The 18,281-nt window shown below is 71.5% G+C and carries 16 protein-coding genes; 3 read left to right on the forward strand and 13 right to left on the reverse strand.

Annotated features, from left to right (window positions below; translation table 11 throughout):
• Positions 1-112 precede the first annotated feature (112 nt).
• The 11 genes from OG927_RS07405 to OG927_RS07455 form a co-directional block, all read right to left on the reverse strand.
• Entirely contained in the window at positions 113-1,447 is a 1,335-nt protein-coding gene (locus tag OG927_RS07405; RefSeq protein WP_056783515.1) for an ABC transporter substrate-binding protein, read from the reverse strand.
• A 119-nt stretch (positions 1,448-1,566) separates the two neighbouring features.
• Complete coding sequence (locus OG927_RS07410) at positions 1,567-3,096, reverse strand: glycoside hydrolase family 43 protein (protein WP_330319872.1); 1,530 nt, start codon at positions 3,094-3,096, stop codon at positions 1,567-1,569.
• Positions 3,093-3,917 carry a DUF6807 domain-containing protein gene (locus OG927_RS07415; RefSeq protein ID WP_056783520.1) on the reverse strand — a complete coding sequence of 275 codons (825 nt, stop codon included), beginning with the start codon at positions 3,915-3,917 and terminating at the stop codon, positions 3,093-3,095. Before OG927_RS07415 ends, OG927_RS07410 begins: the two co-directional genes overlap by 4 nt.
• Entirely contained in the window at positions 3,914-5,083 is a 1,170-nt protein-coding gene (locus tag OG927_RS07420) for a Gfo/Idh/MocA family protein (protein WP_056783524.1), read from the reverse strand. Before OG927_RS07420 ends, OG927_RS07415 begins: the two co-directional genes overlap by 4 nt.
• Positions 5,084-5,168: 85 nt before the next feature.
• Positions 5,169-6,080 (reverse strand): carbohydrate ABC transporter permease, encoded by a 912-nt coding sequence (locus tag OG927_RS07425; RefSeq protein WP_056783527.1) that lies wholly within the window; start codon positions 6,078-6,080, stop codon positions 5,169-5,171.
• Positions 6,077-7,015 carry a carbohydrate ABC transporter permease gene (locus OG927_RS07430; protein WP_056783531.1) on the reverse strand — a complete coding sequence of 313 codons (939 nt, stop codon included), beginning with the start codon at positions 7,013-7,015 and terminating at the stop codon, positions 6,077-6,079. The genes OG927_RS07425 and OG927_RS07430 overlap by 4 nt, the downstream gene beginning before the upstream one ends.
• A 122-nt stretch (positions 7,016-7,137) precedes the next feature.
• Positions 7,138-8,877: an L-arabinonate dehydratase gene (gene araD, locus OG927_RS07435; RefSeq protein ID WP_056783533.1), complete on the reverse strand. Its 1,740-nt coding sequence runs from the start codon at positions 8,875-8,877 to the stop codon at positions 7,138-7,140.
• Positions 8,874-9,776: a dihydrodipicolinate synthase family protein gene (locus OG927_RS07440; RefSeq protein ID WP_056785831.1), complete on the reverse strand. Its 903-nt coding sequence runs from the start codon at positions 9,774-9,776 to the stop codon at positions 8,874-8,876. The genes araD and OG927_RS07440 overlap by 4 nt, the downstream gene beginning before the upstream one ends.
• A 50-nt stretch (positions 9,777-9,826) precedes the next feature.
• The gene (locus OG927_RS07445; RefSeq protein ID WP_330319873.1) at positions 9,827-10,483 is read right to left on the reverse strand and encodes a GntR family transcriptional regulator; all 657 of its coding nucleotides are present in this window, start codon (positions 10,481-10,483) and stop codon (positions 9,827-9,829) included.
• A gap of 771 nt (positions 10,484-11,254) precedes the next feature.
• Positions 11,255-12,436 (reverse strand): hypothetical protein, encoded by a 1,182-nt coding sequence (locus OG927_RS07450; protein WP_124282682.1) that lies wholly within the window; start codon positions 12,434-12,436, stop codon positions 11,255-11,257.
• Positions 12,433-13,398, reverse strand: coding sequence for a 5-dehydro-4-deoxyglucarate dehydratase (locus OG927_RS07455; protein WP_124282681.1), 966 nt, complete (start codon positions 13,396-13,398; stop codon positions 12,433-12,435). The genes OG927_RS07450 and OG927_RS07455 overlap by 4 nt, the downstream gene beginning before the upstream one ends.
• 317 nt (positions 13,399-13,715) lie before the next feature.
• Between OG927_RS07455 and OG927_RS07460 the strand changes: the two genes are divergently transcribed.
• The 3 genes from OG927_RS07460 to OG927_RS07470 all read left to right on the forward strand — a co-directional run bounded on the left by OG927_RS07460 (position 13,716) and on the right by OG927_RS07470 (position 16,091).
• Positions 13,716-14,525 (forward strand): NAD-dependent epimerase/dehydratase family protein, encoded by an 810-nt coding sequence (locus OG927_RS07460; RefSeq protein WP_056783545.1) that lies wholly within the window; start codon positions 13,716-13,718, stop codon positions 14,523-14,525.
• 56 nt (positions 14,526-14,581) lie between these two features.
• The gene (locus OG927_RS07465; RefSeq protein WP_056783551.1) at positions 14,582-14,815 is read left to right on the forward strand and encodes a hypothetical protein; all 234 of its coding nucleotides are present in this window, start codon (positions 14,582-14,584) and stop codon (positions 14,813-14,815) included.
• A 64-nt stretch (positions 14,816-14,879) separates the two neighbouring features.
• The gene (locus tag OG927_RS07470) at positions 14,880-16,091 is read left to right on the forward strand and encodes a TerD family protein (RefSeq protein WP_206431839.1); all 1,212 of its coding nucleotides are present in this window, start codon (positions 14,880-14,882) and stop codon (positions 16,089-16,091) included.
• Positions 16,092-16,200: 109 nt separating this feature from the next.
• Here OG927_RS07470 and OG927_RS07475 read toward each other — a convergent pair whose 3' ends face one another.
• Both OG927_RS07475 and OG927_RS07480 read right to left on the reverse strand, forming a co-directional pair.
• Positions 16,201-16,431: a hypothetical protein gene (locus OG927_RS07475; RefSeq protein WP_014156926.1), complete on the reverse strand. Its 231-nt coding sequence runs from the start codon at positions 16,429-16,431 to the stop codon at positions 16,201-16,203.
• Positions 16,432-16,800: 369 nt separating this feature from the next.
• The gene (locus OG927_RS07480; protein WP_056783557.1) at positions 16,801-18,276 is read right to left on the reverse strand and encodes an alkaline phosphatase PhoX; all 1,476 of its coding nucleotides are present in this window, start codon (positions 18,274-18,276) and stop codon (positions 16,801-16,803) included.
• Between the last annotated feature and the right edge of the window lie 5 nt (positions 18,277-18,281).

An 18,281-nucleotide genomic window follows, 5' to 3' on the forward strand; every position in this document is an offset into this window, starting at 1 on the left:
CGAAGGACATGCAGAACTGATGTGCACGAGGAGAGGGACCGGCGGCGGAGCGCGACCCGGACCGCCGCCGGTCCCCGGTCACCGGGGGTTCCGGCCGTCTGAGACGGTCGGGTCAGCCGTTGCCGAGCTCCTGCCACTCCTTGTTGGCGGCGTTCAGCTCATCGGCCATCTTGTCCAGGAACGCCTTGGCCGTGACCTTGCCGAGCAGCAGCTTCTGGAACTCGGGCTCGTTGTCGGCCTTGCTGATGTTGTTCCAGTCGGGCAGGTAGTACGGGAGGTCGACGATCTTCGTGGAGCCGTCGGTGAGGGCCTTCGCGGCGAGCGCGGTCGGCTCGGTCTCGTTGATCCACGGGTCCTTGGCGGCCTCGGTGTTGGCCGGGATGGCGCCCGCGGCCTTGTTCCACTTGCTGTTCGACTCGTGCGAGGCCGCGAACTCGATGAACTTCCAGGCCGCGTTCTTGTTCTTGCTCGACCGGAACAGGCCCAGTCCGTCGACGGGGTTGGAGACCTGGACGCGGGTGCCGCCCTCCCCGATGGGGGCGGGGATGCCGGCGAACTTCTCCTCGCCCAGCGCCTTCAGGTGGTCCTGGTAGGAGCCCAGGTTGTGGCTGAGCATGCCGATGGTGCCGGTGTCCCACTGGGCGACCATCTTGGTGAAGTCGTTGTTGAGGTCGGCGGCCGGGGTGGTCTTCTTGAAGAGGGCGGCGTACTTCTCCAGCGCCTCGACGTTCTTCGGGTCGTTGAGCGTCGTCTTCTCGCCGTCCCAGAACGACGTGATCCCGGACTGCCCGTAGGCCGCGTCCAGGGCCTGGGCGATGGAGCCCGCCCCGCCGCGGATCGTGTAGCCGAACTTGTTGTCCTTCGCGTCGGTGAGCTTGTCGGCGGCCTCGTAGAACTTGGGCCAGGTGGTGGGCGCCTCCAGCTTCGCGGCCTCGAACAGGTCGGTGCGGTACCAGAGCGCGCCGTTGTTCGCGGAGGTGGGCATGGAGTACAGGTCGTCGCCCCGGCCGGCCGCGGCCCTGACGCTCTGGACCATGCCCTCGACGAGCTGACCCTTCAGCGGGGACTTCTCCAGCCGCTTGTTGATCGGCTCGAGCGCCTCCTGCGACACCATGTTCGCGAGGTACGCGGTGCTGACGCCGCCCACGTCGGGCAGCCCGCCCCCGGCGATGGCGGTGTCGTACTTGGACTGGACGTCGGCGATCGGGATCGGGACGTACTTGACCTCGATGTTCGGGTTCTTCTTCTCGAAGTCCTTGATGATCTCGGTCCAGATGGCGGTGCGTGGACCGCCGTTGTTGTCCCAGAAGGTGATCTCGCCCTTGCCGCTGCCCTCCGTGCCTGAGTCGCTGCCGTCGTCCCCGCACGCGGTGGCCGTCAGGGCGAGTGCCGCCGCCAGGGACACCGCTGCCGCGGCACGCCCCCGCTGCGTCTTCGAGATAGTCATCGTCGGCTCTTCTCTCTCGGTTCTGTCGGTGGAATCGCAGGTGTCGCAGGTGTCGCAGGTGCTGTTCCGTACGTGCCGTGGGGGGCGGTGGTCGGTGCGTGGTGCGGGTGGGTCGGTGGTCAGCCGCCGGTGCCGAAGGCGCTGAACTCGGCCGTTCCGGCGGGGCCGGTCCCGGCCGGTGCGGTGGCGAAGAGGCCGAGCAGGGCGCCCACCCAGCGCCACGGCGCGGCGGCGAAGACCTGGCCCGAGGGCCGGAATCCGTCGCCGGTGTCGGCGGAGAAGCGGCAGCGGGCGCCCGCGGTGACCTCGATGCGCAGCCGCGCCCTTCCTCCGGGGGCCGCGCGGGGGTGCGCGGCGTCCCGCTCGTGCTCGGCGGTGCCCTCGGCGTGGCGGTGCACGAGCCGGGGCGTTCCGTCCGCCCCGGCCTCCAGCCCTATCCAGCTGAAGGCGTCGCCGAGCACGGCGAGTCCGGCGTTGGCGCCGGGCTCGTCGCTGTGCAGCACGAGGTCCGCCTCCACGGTGAACTCCTCGGCCGGCAGCCGCTGGACCAGGACGTTGGGCAGGGCCCGCAGGTCGTGCGCGTACGCGGTCCGCACGCAGCTGAGCCGCAGTCCGTCCCCCGCGTGCTCGACCGTCCAGCCGGGCCTCGGGGTGGCCGTCCACTGCCACTGCCTGCCGTACCGGCCGCCGGGGAAGTCGTCACCGACGGCCGGAGCTTCCACGGGCTGCTCGGGAGCAGCCGGTTTGGTGTGTACCGGGACGGGTTCGCCCCCGTCACCGATGACGGGCCAGCCCTCCGCGTCCCAGCGCATCGGCTGGAGGTGGACGACCCGCCCGTACGCTCCCCGTGACTGGAAGTGCAGGAACCAGTCCTCACCGGCGGCGGTCCGCACCCAGCCGCCCTGGTGGGGGCCGTTGACGTCGGTGCGGCCCTGGGCCAGCACGACGCGCTCCTCGTACGGGCCGGTGAACTCCTTCGACCGGAAGGCGCCCTGCCAGCCGGTCTCCACTCCCCCGGCGGGGGCGAATATCCAGAAGTAGCCGTCGTGCCGGTAGAGCTTGGGGCCTTCCAGGGTGAACCAGCCGGGGATCGTGTCCGCGTCGACGATGACCGTGCCCTCGTCGAGCAGCTCGCGCCCGTCGGGACTCATGCGGTGGCCGGTGAGCCGGTTCTTGATCCCGGAGCGGGACTTGGCCCAGGCGTGCACGAGGTAGGCCTCGCCGGTCTCGTCGTCCCACAGCGGACAGGCGTCGATGAGCCCCTTGCCCGCCTTGACGAGGTGCGGGGTGCTCCACGGGCCGCGGATGTCCTCGGCGTTGATCTGCTGGATGCCGTGGTCGGGGTCGCCCCAGAAGATCCAGAAGCGTCCGGCGTGGTGGCGCAGCGAGGGGGCCCACACCCCGCAGTCGTGGCGGGGCACGGCGAAGTCCGCGGCGGGTTCGAGCCGCTGCAGCGCGTGGCCGATGAGGGTCCAGTTGACGAGGTCGCGCGAGTGCAGCAGGGGCAGACCGGGCACGCGGCCGAAGCTCGACGCGGTGAGGTAGTGGTCGTCGCCGACACGCACGACGTCCGGGTCGGACCAGTCGCTGTTCAGGACGGGGTTGCGGTACGTCCCGTCGCCGAGGTCGGCCGTCCAGGGTCTGCTCACGCGGCGGCCACCTTGCGGGCGTAGGCGGCGGCGGTGTCCCGGTCGAGCCGGCCGTCCGCGACGACCGTGACGACGCGGCGCACGACGGTGGCTCCGGCGGCGACGGTCAGCCGGCGGTCCGCGGCGAGGGAGGATCCGACGCCGGGGTACTCCGTGGTCCGCACGAACCAGGGGTCGCGCCGGGTCTCGTCGGTCGCCCCGGCGAAGACCAGCGTCCAGCCGTCCCCGGCGAGGGCAAGCCAGTCGGCGGCCCTGCCGTGCACCGCTTCCTCGCCGTCGTGGGTTCCGCTGAACACGGCGGGTGCGGCCGGCTCCTTGGGCGCGCGCCAGAAGAAGCCGCCGTATCCGGCGCCGGGGCGGCCGTTGGTGGCGGGGCTGCCGATGGAGAGGTCCGCGCCGCCGCGGTTGGTGAGGGAGAAGGAGAAGTCCAGCGCCCAGGCGGTGCCGGAGACCTCGGCGACGGCGACGGTGCGGTGCTCGCGCAGCAGCTCGGTGCCGTCGGCCTCCCAGCTGAGCTCCTCCACGAAGCCGTCGGGGTCGCGGAGCTTCCAGCCGAGGTGGCGCTGTGTCCCGTGGTTGTCGAGCACGGTGGGCCCCTGGTCGCGGACGTAGGTGCGTCCGCCCCAGAAGTTACGTCCGGCCACGTCGGGTACGGCGACGGAGGCGCCCAGGTGGTGGATGTGGTCGGCGGGGCGCTCCTCGGTGACGGGGGTGCCGGCGAGGGTGGTGACGGGGTGGAGGTAGGGGCGGCCGTCCGTGTCCGGCCCGTAGCTGTAGCGGCCGACGGGGCGGCCGGCGCAGCTGAGGAGTGCGGTGGTCATGGGGTGCTCACCTCGCTGGGGCGCGCCCAGGAGGCGCCTAGTTCGGAGAAGAGGGTGAGGGTGTCGGCCCCGGCCGCGACCATGGCGTCGATGCCGCGCACGACGCGCCGCACCCCGCCGGCGGGTCCGTCCGGCCGGGTGTGCCAGGCGGTGGCGGGCAGTGCGGTGGGCTCCGGGGCGGTGCGTACGGCTTCGACGACCCGCATGAACGCGCCGGTGCGCTCCGGTGGTACGAGGAGGCCGGTGCCGTTCACCAGGTGGTCGACGAGGTTCTCCAGGAGGTCGGTCCGCCCGTGCACGGCCTCCTCGGGTCCGTGTCCGGCGCGCTGGACCAGGACGCGGTCCTGCTTGTACCAGAAGGTGATCCGGCCCCGGTCTCCGTGGACGATCACGTAGGGCTCCCCGGCCTCCTCGGCGCAGAGGGTGACGGCGGCGGTGACCGGCAGCCCGTCGGTGGTCGTGACGCGGACGCAGCTGGTGTCGTCCGCCTCGATGTCGTGGGCGCGGAACAGCTCGGTCTCGATGGACGCCACGTCCTGTGCCGTCCCCCGGCCGGCGAGTTCGAGCGCGGTGGCCACGGCGTGCGCCAGCGGGTTGGTGAGCACGCCGTCGACCACATCGGTCCCGCCGATCTTCCGGCGTCCGGCCCAGGGGGCCCGCCGGAAGTAGGCGTCGTCGCGGACCCAGGCGCCGGCGGCGCCGACGCCCCGCACGGTTCCGATCGCGCCGGAGCGTACGAGCTCCTTGATGGCGGGCACGGCGTGCGAGCCGAAGGACTGGAAGCCGACCTGGCAGGCGATGCCCGCCTCCCGCACCCCGTCGGCCATCCGGGCGTAGTCGGCCCAGGTCGCGGCGGGCGGCTTCTCCAGGAGGAGGTGGACGCCGCGGGCCGCCGCGGTGAGGGCGAGCTCGGTGTGGGTCGGGATGGGGGTGCAGATGACGGCGACGCGCGCACCGGTGGAGTCCAGGAGCGCCCCGAAGTCGGCGGACTGCTCGGGCATCTCGTCGGCGAAGACGGCGAGTTCGTCGTCGGTCAGCGGGTTCAGTTCACAGATCCCGGCCAGCCTGACCAGGCCCTGGTGCTGGAGGCGGCGGAGGTTGGCGAGGTGCCAGCGGCCGTGGCCGCGGGCACCCGCCAGGACGACGGGCAGGGGTGTGGTGCTCATCGGGCCCTCCCCGCTCCGCCCCTGCGGGCTGTCTCGTCGGCGATGCGGCACGCGGTGTGCGGGCCGGGGCGTGCGGTCATGTCCGTCACCCCTTCACGGCGCCGGCGCTGAAGCCGGTGATGAGCCACTTCTGGATGAAGGCGAAGACGATCACCACGGGTACGGCGGCGATGACTCCACCCGCGGCCAGCGCGCCCAGGTCGACGCTGTCGGCGCCGATCAGGGTGTTGAGGCCGACCGGGATCGTCTGCTTGTCCTGCTCGCTGAGGAACATCAGGGCGAACAGGAAGTGGTTCCAGCTGTGCACGAAGGCGAAGGAGCCGACGGCGATCAGGCCGGGGCGCAGCAGCGGCAGGACGACGGTGCGGAAGGCCTTGAAGCGCGAGCAGCCGTCCACCCAGGCGGCCTCTTCGAGGGAGACCGGGACGTTCTTGATGAAGCCGCTGATCAGGATGATCGACAGGGGGAGCTGGAAGACGGTCTCCGCGATGACGACGCTCCAGAGGGAGTTGATCATCTGGAGGTTCTTGAAGATCTCGAAGAGCGGCACGAGCATCAGGGCGCCCGGGATGAACTGCGAGCAGAGCAGCGCCAGCATGAAGCCGCCCTTGATCTTGAAGTCGAACCGGGCCAGGGCGTAGCCGCCGGCCAGCGCGACCAGGGTCGTGGTGATCAGCGTCGCGACGCCGACGAGCATGCTGTTCTGGAAGAAGACGGCGAAGCTGCGCTCGTTCCAGACCTTGGAGAAGTGGTCCCCCGTCATCGGCCACGGCACCAGGGAGGTGGAGCCGGCGGGCCGTACGGCGAACAGGAGCATCCAGTAGAACGGGATGAGGGTGAAGAGCAGGTAGACGCCGAGCGGCAGGTAGATCTGCCAGCGCGGTACGTCGTCGAAGGCACGCTCGCGCTTGGTGCGGCGGCTCGAGAACGGCGGCGGGGCGCTGTGCCGCGCGGCGGGCTGTGCGGCGTTGTTCTTCTCTACGAGTGCGGCAGTCACTTGTGGTCGCCTCCGAACTTGCTCAGGCGCAGATAGACGATCGAGCAGAAGAGGAGGATCACGAAGGCGACGGTGGTGAGCGCGGAGGCGTATCCGAAGTCGTGACCCTCGATGCCTGTATTGGCTACGTACAGAGGCAGGGTCGTGGTCTCGCCGGCCGGTCCGCCTCCGGTGAGGGTGTAGAGCAGGTCGACGTTGTTGAACTCCCAGACGCCGCGCAACAGGGTGGCGAGGATGATCGCGTCCCGCAGGTGCGGGAGGGTGATGTGGAAGAACTGCCGCATCCGGCCCGCGCCGTCGACCGACGCCGCCTCGTACAGCTCCTTGGAGACGGACTGCAGGTCGGCGAGGATGAGGATGGCGAAGAAGGGGACTCCGCGCCAGAGTTCGGCGAGGGTCGCCGCCCAGAAGACGGTGCCGGTGTCGGAGAGGACCGAGGTGCCGTACTCACCGATTCCGGCGTCCGCGAGGTAGCGGCTGAAGCCGGTCGAGGAGTTGTAGAGCAGGATCCAGATGGTGCTGGTCAGCACGCCGGAAACGGCCCAGGGCGAGAAGACCATGGCGCGGGATATGCCACGGCCGATGAAGCTCTGGTTGACGATCAGGGCGAGCGCGAGACCGAGTGCGAGCTGCAGGGTCACCTGGACGACGACCCACTGGGCGCTGAAGCCGAGCGTCGGCCAGAACTGCTCGTCCTCGGTGAAGATCCTGGTGAAGTTGTCGAAGCCTGCGAAGCCGTTCCGCCACGGCTTGGTGACGTTGTAGTTCTGCAGGCTGTAGTAGAAGACGCTGATCACCGGGTAGGCGATGAAGCCCAGCATCAGCAGGCCCGCGGGCGCGATCAGCAGATACGGCAGGCGGCGTGGTGTGGACGAGCGACGCTTGGACTCCTTCCCCTTGGGGGGCGGTGTGGCCACGGCTGCGGAATGGGCCATGACGCGTCTCCGATCTCTGGAAAGTGCTGGATGTGCCGTGCTTTCGGTGCGTGGTGCAAGCGCTTACCGCATGGCGTTCGGTGTGCCGGACGGTGCGGCGCGCGGAATTCTCTTCGCCCGGGTCAGCCCGCGTAGGGGTCGGGCACCTCTCCCTGCCGGGCCAGGAACGTGAAGTCGCATCCGGTGTCGGCCTGGGTGATCTGGTCCTGGTAGAGCGCCCCGTAACCGCGCCCGTAGCGGGCGGGCGGCTCGGTCCACTCGGACCTGCGGGTCTCCAACTCCTCGTCGGACACGTCGAGGTGAAGCAGTCGCGCCTCGACGTCCAGGGTGATCAGGTCACCGGTGCGGACGAGGGCGAGCGGCCCGCCGACGAACGACTCGGGCGCGATGTGCAGCACGCACGCCCCGTAACTGGTGCCGCTCATCCGGGCGTCGGAGATCCGCACCATGTCCCGTACGCCCTGCTTCAGCAGGTAGTCCGGGATCGGCAGCATGCCGTACTCGGGCATTCCGGGGCCGCCCTTGGGACCTGCGTTGCGCAGGACCAGCACATGGTCCGGGGTGAGGGCCAGGGCCGGGTCGTTGATGGTGCGCTGCATCTCCTTGTAGTCGTCGAAGACGACCGCGGGTCCGGTGTGGCGCAGCAGGTGCGGCTCGGCGGCGATGTGCTTGATGACGGCGCCGTCGGGGCAGAGGTTGCCGCGCAGCACGGCCACGCCGCCCTCCTCGGCCAGCGGGTTGTCCCGCTCCCGGATGACCTCGGCGTTGTGCACCAGCGCCCCGTCGAGCTGTTCGCGCAGGGTGGCGTGCGCGACGGTGGGGCGGTCCAGGTGCAGTACGTCGGTGAGCCGGGCCAGGAATCCGGGCAGCCCGCCGGCGAAGTGGAAGTCCTCCATCAGGTACTTCCCGCCGGGGCGGAGGTTGGCGAGGACGGGCACGGTACGGGCGATGCGGTCGAAGTCGTCCAGCGTGAGCTTCACCCCGGAGCGGCCCGCCATCGCGATCAGGTGGATGACTGCGTTGGTGGAGCCGCCGAGCGCGAGGACGGTGGCGACGGCGTCGTCGTACGCGTCGGCGGTGAGGATCTTCGACAACGTCAGCTGTTGCCACACCAGTTCGACGATACGAAGGCCCGACTCCGCGGCCATCCGGTCGTGACCGGAGTCGACGGCCGGGATCGAGGAGGCGCCCGGCACCGTGACGCCCAGCGCCTCGGCGGCGGCCGTCAGGGTGGACGCGGTGCCCATGGTCATGCAGTGACCGGGCGAGCGGGCGAGCCCGTTCTCCAGTTCCGCCATCTCGCAGTCGCCGATCAGCCCGGCCCGCTTGTCGTCCCAGTACTTCCACATGTCCGTGCCGGAGCCGAGGACCTCGTTGCGCCAGTGCCCCGGCAGCATCGGCCCGGCGGGCACGAAGACGGTCGGCAGGTCGACGGACGCGGCACCCATGAGGAGCGCGGGGGTCGACTTGTCGCAGCCGCCCAGCAGCACGGCGCCGTCGACGGGGTAGGAGCGCAGCAGCTCCTCCGTCTCCATCGCCAGCATGTTGCGGTAGAGCATCGGGGTCGGCTTCTGGAAGGTCTCCGAGAGCGTGGAGACCGGGAATTCGAGCGGGAAGCCGCCCGCCTGCCAGACGCCCCGCTTGACCGCCTGCGCGCGGTCGCGCAGGTGGACGTGGCAGGGGTTGATGTCGGACCAGGTGTTGAGGATCGCGATGACCGGCTTGCCGAGGTGCTCCTCGGGGAGGTAGCCGAGCTGCCGGGTGCGGGCCCGGTGGCTGAACGAGCGGAGCCCGTCCGTGCCGTACCACTGGTGGCTGCGCAGCTCCTCGGGGGTGATGCGGGCGCCGTCGGTGCCGGTCATATGGACCACCCGGCGACCTGGTTCGCGACCTCGGCGCGCTGCGCCTCGGGCAGGACCCGGCTCGGGGCGCGGACGTCGCGCCGGCAGAGGCCGAGCGAGGCCAGGGCCTCCTTGACGACGGTCACGTTGTTGGCGGACTGCCGGTCGGCGCGCAGCTCCTCGAAGCGGCGGATCTGTTCCCAGACCTTCATGGCCGCCGCGTAGTCGCCGGCCCGCAGCGCCTCCAGCATCGTCAGCGAGACGCCGGGGGCGATGTTGACGAGGCCGGAGGTGAATCCGGTGGCCCCGGTGGCGAAGTAGGAGGGGGCGTACAGCTCCGCGAGCCCCGCCACCCAGACGAACCGGTCCAGGCCGGCGTCCCGGGCGAAGGCGCCGAAGCGGGCGGCGTCCGGGACGGCGTACTTCACGCCGATGACGTTGGGGCAGCTGTCGGCGAGCTCGACGAGCCGTTCACCGGCGAGCAGCGGGTTGCGGATGTAGGGGACGACGCCGAGCTCCGGCACGGCCTCGGCGATGGCCCGGTGGTAGTCGACCCAGCCGTCCTGCGAGACGTAGGGGTGGACCGGCTGGTGCACCATGACCATCTCGGCGCCCGCGTCCCTGGCGTGCTCGGCGGCGGCGACGGCGGTCGGCACGTCGTGGCCGACGCCCACCAGGACGGTGGCACGGCCCCGCGCCTCGTCCACGGTGAGCTCGGTGACGGTGCGCCGCTCGTCGGGGGTCAGCGCGTAGAACTCCCCGGTGTTGCCGTTCGGGGTGACGATGCGGACTCCACCGTCGAGCAGTCTTCGCAGCAGGGCGCGGTGCTCCGCGGCGTCGATGCTCCCGTCCTCGGCGAACGGGGTCACCGGGATCGCCACAACGTCTGCGAGGGCCGCCTTCAGCGGGGAGAGGTCCATGCGGACTGGCCTTTCGTCGAGGTGCTGGTGGTTCAGGTCCAGCTGGTGGTTCACGCCGCGTCACCCCCGTCTTCGTCGTCGGGGAACGCGCGGCGTACGAACGATGCGATGTGGTTGTGCAGAGCCCCGGCGGCGGCCTCCGCGTCGTCGGTGAGGGCGAGCCGCAGGATCTCCCGGTGCTCGGCCGCCTCGCGCTCCCAGGACGGGTTGGTCGCCCAGGCCACGGTCGACACGAGGGCGGCCTGGTCACGGATCTCGTCGAGCATCCGGGAGAGCAGCGGGTTGCCGCAGGGCACGTAGAGGGCCCGGTGGAAGTCGCGGTTGGCGAGCGACCTGTCGGCCTTGTCGATGGCCATGTCGGCCCGCTCCAGGGCTTCCTGGGCCGCCTCCAGCGAGGACTTGCGGGTGATGGAGCGGCGCAGCGCCTCGGGCTCCAGGAGCAGGCGCACGTCGTACACCTCCCGGGCCATGGCCGCGTCCACGAGCCGCACGGTGGCGCCCTTGTACTGGCTCATGACCACGAGTCCCGTCCCGGCGAGCGTCTTCAGCGCCTCGCGCACGGGGGTCTTCGACACCCCGAACTGAGCGGCGAGTTCGGTCTCGACCAGCGCCTGTCCCGGTCTCAGCTGCGCGGTGAGGATGGCGTGCTTGATCGCCTCCAGCACGTACTGGGTCCGGGACGGAATCGGGGCAGGCGCAAAGGTCATGGGTGAAGGGCTCTCGCATCTCGCGTATCGCGTCTCATATATGACGTACGAAGTACGACGCGATGAAGCTAGAGCGGTCCTGAATGTTTCGTCAACGCTTCTGACAAAAGATGTTTGCGTGTAGTTCTCAGACGCCTGCCCGACGTCCTCAAGTGTCCCTGGCCGCCGAGGGCGGCCCTTCGGGCGTGCTCATGCCGAGTCTGTGCAGGTCACGCCGGTGCGGGGCGGGCCGTGCCGGTGCGCGCGGCGGCACGCGGCCGCGTGACCCGGCTCCGCCGGGCGGGGGGTGCTCGTCCCAGGATCCGGTACGGCTGCGACGGGGCCGGCCGCCGGCGCGCGGGGCACGTCGCCGCCCCGCTCGGACAGTTCGGCGACCCCGGGGGTGGACGGGTCAGGGTCCCGGCCCCCGGCGGACTCGGCCTCGGACACCCGGCGGCGAGCGGGGGTGAGCCAGGCCGCGGCGGGGCTGCCGGACATACGCTGACGCGCGCTGACGCCGTCCGGCCGGGAGTGCCGCGTCGAGGTCCCCTGCCGCCCGTCGACGGCGGGTCGTCGTGGAGGGCTGCCGGGCGGGGTGGAGCCGGGCTCGGAGCGCGGCAGCGGGCCGCGACGGCCCGTCCGGTGCCGACGACGGCCGAATGCGGCGGGGCGGAGCCGGTCGGCGGCGCCACGGGGCGCGTACGGTGCCGCCGTCGGTGGGGGCCGGTCACCGCGGCGGAGCCGGTTCCCGGTCGGCAGGGGCGGCCGACGGGCACCCCTGCCGACCGGCCGTCAACGGCCGATGCGTGAGAGCGCGTCGCCGACGGCGTCGAGGTCCGGCCCGGAGGCCAGTCCCGCGTGGTAGAGGCGCAGTTCGGTCGCACCGAGCGAGCGGGCGTGCGCGACGTCCCGCTCGAGTGTCCCGGGGCTGCCGCCCATGCCCGTGACCACGTTGAAGTTGGCGGCCAGCACCCCGGAGAGCCCGGCGAACGGCCCGAGCACCGCCTCACGGGCGGCGTCGGGGCCGGTGCAGGGCAGCACCACGCCGTCCGCCGTGGACAGGATGTGCGCGGGGTCCACCCCGACGTTGGCGCCCACCCGGTACGAGGCCGGGTCCGCGTGCAGCAGGACCTGGAAGTCCGGGTCCTGTGCCGCCTGCCGTACGGCGGCGACGGCCGCTTCCTGGAGCCCTCTGGCGACCTGTTCGCGCCACTGCCGGGTGGCACCGGCGAGGCCGGCGCCCAGCAGCTTCTCGACCCCGGACCAGCCGGTCTCCGCGGAGCCCGGTGCGGCCCAGACGGGCTCCAGGGCCCTGCGCACAGCGGCCCGGAGCTCGTCCGGGTCGAGGCCCTGTCCGGCGTACCCGGCCCGGCAGTCGGCGCAGAAGCAGAGCGACATCAGGTACTGCGCCGCGTCCCCGAGGGCGACCCCCGACGTCTTGTCGTGGGCGTGCAGATGGGCGAAGCCGTACCAGCCGCAGGACTCCAGATCGGTTCCCTCGGCCCCGGGGCGCACGGCCGCCTCCGCCGCCAGGTCCACGAGATACGCGTGCACGGCGGGCTGCGCGATGCACGGCGCCCACGGGTAGCGGTCGCCGTAGGCGTTGACCACGGAGGTGTCCGGATGCTCGGCGCCCATGCGGGAGTTGTGCGCCAGCACCACCCAGGAGTGCACCGTCAGGCCGGCGCCGGCCAGGGCCTCGGCGGCCTCGGCGTACGGGTCGTCGCCGGGCACCCAGGACTGCGGGTACGGGTGCAGCCCGCGCCCCGCCCAGCGTCCGTAGTCCGGCGGGTAGAGCACCGCCGCGTGCTCGGCCGTGACGATCCGGCGGCCGGGGTGGCGCGGGGTCAGGGCGCGCGTCGAGTGGTAGGCGGAGGCGAGCGTCACCTGCTGGACGCCGAGGTCCGTGAGGCGCGCCGCGGCGTCCGGGTCGCCGACGACGTCCCAGGGGTAGAGGAAGGCAGCGGTCTTCACCCGTGCTCCCCCTGCCCCTGGCCGTGCTTCTCGAGCAGGGCGCGGCCGTCCGCGATGATCCGGGTCAGCTCCTCGATGTGCGCGTCCGTGGGCTCGGTGAGCGGGGTGCGCACCCCGCCGACGTCCAGACCCTCCAGCCGGACGCCCGCCTTCACCAGCGACACCGCGTAGCCACGGCCCTCGGCACGCAGCTCGACGAGCGGCCGGTAGAAGTGGTCGAGGAGTGCGTTGACGAGGTCGTCGTCGCCGGATTCCAGCGCCCGGTAGAAGGCCAGGGCGATGTCGGGCGCGAAGGCGAACACGGCGGAGGAGTAGAGCGTGACGCCGATGCCCCGGTAGGCGAGCCCGGTGAGTTCGGCGGTGGGCAGCCCGTTGAAGTACAGGAAGTCCCGGCCCGGCAGGCCGGCGCGCACGGCGCTGACGATGCGCTGCATCAGGTCGAGGTCGCCGTAGCCGTCCTTGAGGCCGATGACCCCGGGGGTCTGCGCCAGGGCGAGGACGGTCTCCGGGGTGAAGACGGCGTTGTCGCGCTGGTAGACGATCGTGTCCAGGCCGGTGGCCGCGGCGAGCGCGGTGTAGTGGCCCAGCAGCCCCTCCTGGCCGGCGACGACGAGGTACGGGGGCATGGCCAGCAGGCCGTCCGCACCCGCTTCCTCGGCGAGCTCCGCGTACTGGATCGCGAGCGCCGTGCCGTAGCCGGCGCCCGCGACGACGGGCACCTGTCCGGCGGTCTCCTCGACCGCCGCGGCGACGACGGCGCGGAACTCCTGCGGGGTCAGCGCGTGGAACTCGCCCGTTCCGCAACAGGCGAAGACCGCCGCGGCACCGGCGTCGACGCCCTTGCGCACATGCGCGCGGAAGGCGTCGAGGTCCACGGTGCCGTCCGGCCCGTAGGCGGTGACGGGGAAGAAGAGCGGCCCGGCGACATCGGTGAGTCGGGCGGCAAGGGGGGCTGAGGTCACTGGCGCTCCCTGAGCAGATTCAGGCGTGCACAATTATGATCGGTGTCCATATTCATGAACGCCGCCACGCTAAGGCAGCCACCCGTCACAGGTCAAGACGAGAACACTCAACCCCGGCGCGGAGCAGCCCACTCCGGGGGACACTTGACGTGATCCGCCGGAACTTCTTAGCTTGTCCATGCATGTGAATGCCCAGGATGTGACGCACCGAGCCGTGCCATGCCCGTGCGCCACGCGTACCTTGCTGTCCGGACGCACCGCACAGCACCGCCGTCCGCGTACACCGCGTCCCGCGCCCGCACCGAGGAGATCCCCGTATGCCCGCTCCCCGCACCGTCCTGCTCACCGGCGCCGCAGGCGGCCTCGGCACCCTGATGCGGGGGCTGCTGCCCGCGTACGGCTACGAGCTCCGCCTCTTCGACGTCACCCCCATCGAGGGCGAGCCCGACGCGATAACGGCCGACCTCGGCGACAAGGAGGCGCTCCGGGAGGCCGTACGGGGTGTCGACGCGATCATCCACCTCGCGGGCATCTCCCTGGAAGCCTCGTTCGACAAGATTCTGCGCTCCAACATCGAGGGCACGTACAACCTCTACGAGGCCGCGCGCGAGGAGGGCGTCGGGCGCATCGTGTTCGCCTCCTCCAACCACGCCATCGGCTACACCCCGCGCCCGGCGGCCGGCGACGCGCTGATCCCGGTCGACACCCCCCGCCGCCCCGACACCTTCTACGGGCTCTCGAAGTCCTTCGGCGAGGACCTCGCCCAGTTCTACTGGGACAAGCACGGTGTGGAGACCGTCTCCGTGCGGATCGGCTCCTGCTTCACGGAGCCGACGTCGGTCCGCATGCTCTCCGTCTGGATGAGCCCGGGTGACGGCGCCCGCCTCTTCCACGCGGCCCTGACCGCCCCGGACGTGCGGCACACCGTGGTCTACGGCTCCTCCGACAACACCCGGCTGTGGTGGGACCTGACGACCGCCAAGTCCCTCGGCTACGCGCCGCAGGACGACTCGGAGCAGTACGCCGACAAGCTCGTCGCCGAGCACGGGGAGCTGGACCCGCAGAACCCCGAGCACGCCCACATCGGCGGCCACTTCGTCACGGACCCGCCCATCTGGCCGTACTGACGCACCGCTCGGAATTCCCGCGACGGGGCCCGGGGGACTCGGGCACCATACGGACCATGCCCCGACCTTCCGGATTCCGGTACGAACAGCACGGCGACGCGAGCGTCACGATCACCCACCACGGCCGCCCCGCGGGCACCCTGCGCGGCGGCCGCGCGGAGCGTTTCCTGGCCGAGGTGGAGTCCGGTGACGCCCAGCTGGTGATGGCCCGCTGGACGGGCGCGTACAAGCACGGGAACGAACGCACCGCCCGCGCCCACCCGCGCAACCGCGCCGCGGGCGGGCGCTGAGCCGTACGGAGCAAGTCCCCGAAGGTAAGGGAACGGCAAAGCCGGGTCGTTCGTTACCCCGTGCATGACCGCAATGACCCCCGGCTCGAACATCCCTCTCTCCGCCGCCCGCGTGGCGGTGGACGTCGCCGCCCCGGTGCGGCTCGACGTCTCGGGCCTGCTGCTCACCGCCGACGGCACGGTGCGCTCCGACGACGACTTCATCTTCTACAACCAGCCCTCGGGCCCCGGCGTGACGTACCGCTCGGGCGGCGGCTCCGCGCCCGACGCGATCGTGGTGGACACCACCGCGGTCCCGCCCGGCATCGAGAAGATCGTCGTCACCGCCAGCCCCGACGCGGACGGCCGGACGTTCCAGGGCATCGAGCCCACCGCCACCGTGCGCAACGCGGACGACGGCAGCGCGCTCGCCACCTTCACCCCGCCCCAGCTGGGTTCCGAGACGGCTCTGGTGGTCATCGAGATCTACCTGCGCAACGGCGCGTGGAAGGCCCGCGCGGTCGGCCAGGGCTATGCCGACGGGCTGGCGGGCATCGCCAAGGACTTCGGCGTGTCGGTGGAGGAGCCCGCCCCGGCGGCCGCACCCGCACCGGTCCCGGCCGCCGCACCCGTCGCTCCCCCGGTGGCCGCCGCCCCCGTGGACCCGCGGATCGCTCCCCCGGCTCCGCCCGCCGCGCCGCAGGCCCCCGCCCCCTCCGGGAAGATCAACCTCGACAAGGGCCGGGTCAGCCTCCAGAAGAACCAGACCGTGTCCCTGGTCAAGGGCGGCCGGCCGCTGCTCTCGCAGGTCAAGATGGGTCTGGGCTGGGAGCCCGCGTTCCGCGGCAAGGACATCGACCTCGACGCCTCGGTGATCGCTTTCGGCCCCAACCGCAATCACCTGGACAGCTGCTACTTCGGCAAGCTCTCCATCCTGAACGGCGCGGTCAAGCACTCCGGCGACAACCTCACGGGCGAGGGCGCGGGCGACGACGAGGTGATCGTCGTGGACCTCGGCCGGATCCCCGCCGACGCGACGGGCCTGGTCTTCACGGTCAACTCGTTCACCGGGCAGAAGTTCACCGAGGTCGCCAAGGCGTACTGCCGGCTGATCGACGCGGCCACCGGCGAGGAGCTGGTCCGCTTCGACCTGACGGGCGCGGAGCCGCAGACGGGCGTGTTCATGGCCAAGCTGATCAAGCAGTTCTCCGGCGAGTGGGAGATGACCGCCATGGGCGAGTTCGTGAAGTCGAGGACCGTCCGCGGCATGGTGAAACCCGCCGCGAAGGCCCTGTAGCGGCCGCAGGTGCCCCGGAACGGCTTCCGGGGCACCTGGTGGATCTCTCCTCAGGTGCCCCGGATCCGGAGAACATCCGGTCGGACGCTGTACGTGCTCGTCTTCCCTCTCAGAGCTTGGTCAGCTTGGAGTACGGGCTCAGGATCCTCCCCTGTCGCCCCGAGAAGTCGATGAGCACTGCGTCGTTGTCGCCCTCGACAGCGAGGACTCGGCCGAGTCCGAACTGGTCGTGCGACACCCTGTCGCCCACATCGAAGCATTCGACCGGTGGGGCCGCCTGGGCCGGGCGGTTGAAGGGACTGGAAGGCAGGTGACGCCGGGATCCGGCTGACTGTTTCATTACATTGAGTATGCGCCCTGCGGGCGTCCAATGCCATGCCCGTCCGCTTCCGGAGGGCAGTAGTGCCGGATTCGTAACCAGCCGTTCCGGGGCCGCCCGGCGCTCCCGCCCGCTTCCAACAGGGGTGTCATGCGGAATGTCGCGGCGGAGCGCCCCCGGCGGTGTGGCGCTTCTCGCGTCCCGGCGGCCCGTGCCCGGCCCGGCACGCCGCGAGGTTCCGGCGACGTCCCGGGTGGGGGCGGGGCACCGTCGCGGGGGCGCCCCGCTCGCATCCCCGTACGAGAGGTACGGGGGCCTGCTCGTCGGTGACGGGCAGCACCCGCCGGGCTCCCCAGGCGTTCCGGGAGCGGCGAGCGCGCGGGGTCCGGGTCAGTGCCGGTTGGGCTGGCGCTTCCACGGACCGGTGATGGCGAGCATGATGCCGGGGTTCTGGATGTTGGCGAACAGCGTCCGGCCGTCCGGGGAGAACGTCACTCCCGCGATCTCGCTGTAGGAGGGGTCGTCCTCCGTGCCCGCGTTGAGGTCGTTGCGGGCGATCGGGTAGGTGCGGCCGCTGTCGGTGGCCCCGAAGAGGTGCTGGATCCCGTCGCCGTCCTCCGAGATGACGATGCCGCCGTAGGGGGACACCGTGATGTTGTCCGGGCCGTCGAAGGCACCGTCGGCGGACGGGTCCGGGTTGACGCCGAGGAGCACCTTCAGGGTCACCGTGCGGCGCTTGGGGTCGTAGAACCAGACCTGGCCGTCGTGCGCGACCGGGCTCTCACCGCGGGCGTACGAGGAGACGAAGTAGGCACCGCCGTCGCCCCACCACATGCCCTCCAGCTTGCGGGCACGGGTGACCTGGGTGTTGTCGAACTGCTTGCGCACGGAGACGGTCCTGGCGTCGCGGTCCGGCACGTCGACCCAGTCCACGCCGTAGACGGTGCCGATCTCCGTGGCGCGGGACAGGTCGTCGACGAACGCGCCCTTCTTGTCGAAGCACTTGGTGGCCTGAAGGACACCGGCGTCGTCGGCGAGGGTGCGCAGCTTGCCGCGGCCGTGCTTGAAGCCGTGCGGCGGGACCCAGCGGTAGAGGAGGCCGTTGGGGCCCGAGGCGTCCTCGGTCAGGTAGGCGTGGCCGCGCTTCGGGTCGATGACGACGGCCTCGTGGGCGTACCGGCCGAAGGCCTTGATCGGGCGCGGGTCGCGGTTGGCGCGCTTGTCGTAGGGATCGACCTCGAAGACGTACCCGTGGTCCTTGAGCAGGCCGTTCTTGCCGGCCTTGTCCTCGGTCTCCTCGCAGGTGAGCCAGGTGCCCCAGGAGGTGCTGCCGCCTGCGCAGTTGGTGGACGTGCCGGCGATGCCGACCCACTCGGCGGTACGGCCGTCGGCGCGGGTCTCCACGACGGTGCAGCCACCGGCCGCGACCGGGTCGTAGACGAGGCCCTCGGTGAGCGGGACCGGGTACTTCCAGCCGGCGCGGGTGCCGCTCAGCTCGTGGTTGTTGACGAGGAGGGTGACACCGCGGGCGCCCTCGAAGGCGGCCGTGCCGTCGTGGTTGGAGGGGGTCGGCTCGCCCGTCTCCAGCTTGGTGACACCGCTGTGCGTGAGGATGCGGTACGAGAAGCCGGCGGGCAGCGCGAGAATGCCCTTCGGGTCGTCGACGAGCGGCCCGTAGCCCAGCTTCTTGTCGTGACCGTGGCCGTGGCCGTCGTCATGGCCGTGACCGTGGCCGTTTCCGTGCCGGGCGTCCTCGGCCGCCAGCGCGCCGGGGGCGGTGGCGAGGGCGCCGACGGCGCCGGTGAGCGCGATACCGGCGCCGGTGAGCGCGGACTGCTTGGTGAATTCCCTGCGCGTGAAGGACATCGCGG

Origin of the sequence: Streptomyces clavifer, assembly GCF_036345975.1 — a bacterium.
GTDB classification, from domain to species: Bacteria; Actinomycetota; Actinomycetes; order Streptomycetales; family Streptomycetaceae; genus Streptomyces; species Streptomyces clavifer.

Coding starts and splice junctions, on each gene's coding strand:
- OG927_RS07405 (WP_056783515.1), bottom strand. CDS start 1,447: ATGACTATCTCGAAGACGCAGCGGGGGCGTGCCGCGGCAGCGGTGTCC.
- OG927_RS07415 (WP_056783520.1), bottom strand. CDS start 3,917: ATGACCACCGCACTCCTCAGCTGCGCCGGCCGCCCCGTCGGCCGCTAC.
- araD (WP_056783533.1), bottom strand. CDS start 8,877: ATGACCGGCACCGACGGCGCCCGCATCACCCCCGAGGAGCTGCGCAGC.
- OG927_RS07475 (WP_014156926.1), bottom strand. CDS start 16,431: ATGAAACAGTCAGCCGGATCCCGGCGTCACCTGCCTTCCAGTCCCTTC.
- OG927_RS07440 (WP_056785831.1), bottom strand. CDS start 9,776: ATGGACCTCTCCCCGCTGAAGGCGGCCCTCGCAGACGTTGTGGCGATC.
- OG927_RS07420 (WP_056783524.1), bottom strand. CDS start 5,083: ATGAGCACCACACCCCTGCCCGTCGTCCTGGCGGGTGCCCGCGGCCAC.
- OG927_RS07480 (WP_056783557.1), bottom strand. CDS start 18,276: ATGTCCTTCACGCGCAGGGAATTCACCAAGCAGTCCGCGCTCACCGGC.
- OG927_RS07430 (WP_056783531.1), bottom strand. CDS start 7,015: ATGGCCCATTCCGCAGCCGTGGCCACACCGCCCCCCAAGGGGAAGGAG.
- OG927_RS07460 (WP_056783545.1), top strand. CDS start 13,716: ATGCCCGCTCCCCGCACCGTCCTGCTCACCGGCGCCGCAGGCGGCCTC.
- OG927_RS07465 (WP_056783551.1), top strand. CDS start 14,582: ATGCCCCGACCTTCCGGATTCCGGTACGAACAGCACGGCGACGCGAGC.
- OG927_RS07470 (WP_206431839.1), top strand. CDS start 14,880: ATGACCGCAATGACCCCCGGCTCGAACATCCCTCTCTCCGCCGCCCGC.
- OG927_RS07445 (WP_330319873.1), bottom strand. CDS start 10,483: ATGACCTTTGCGCCTGCCCCGATTCCGTCCCGGACCCAGTACGTGCTG.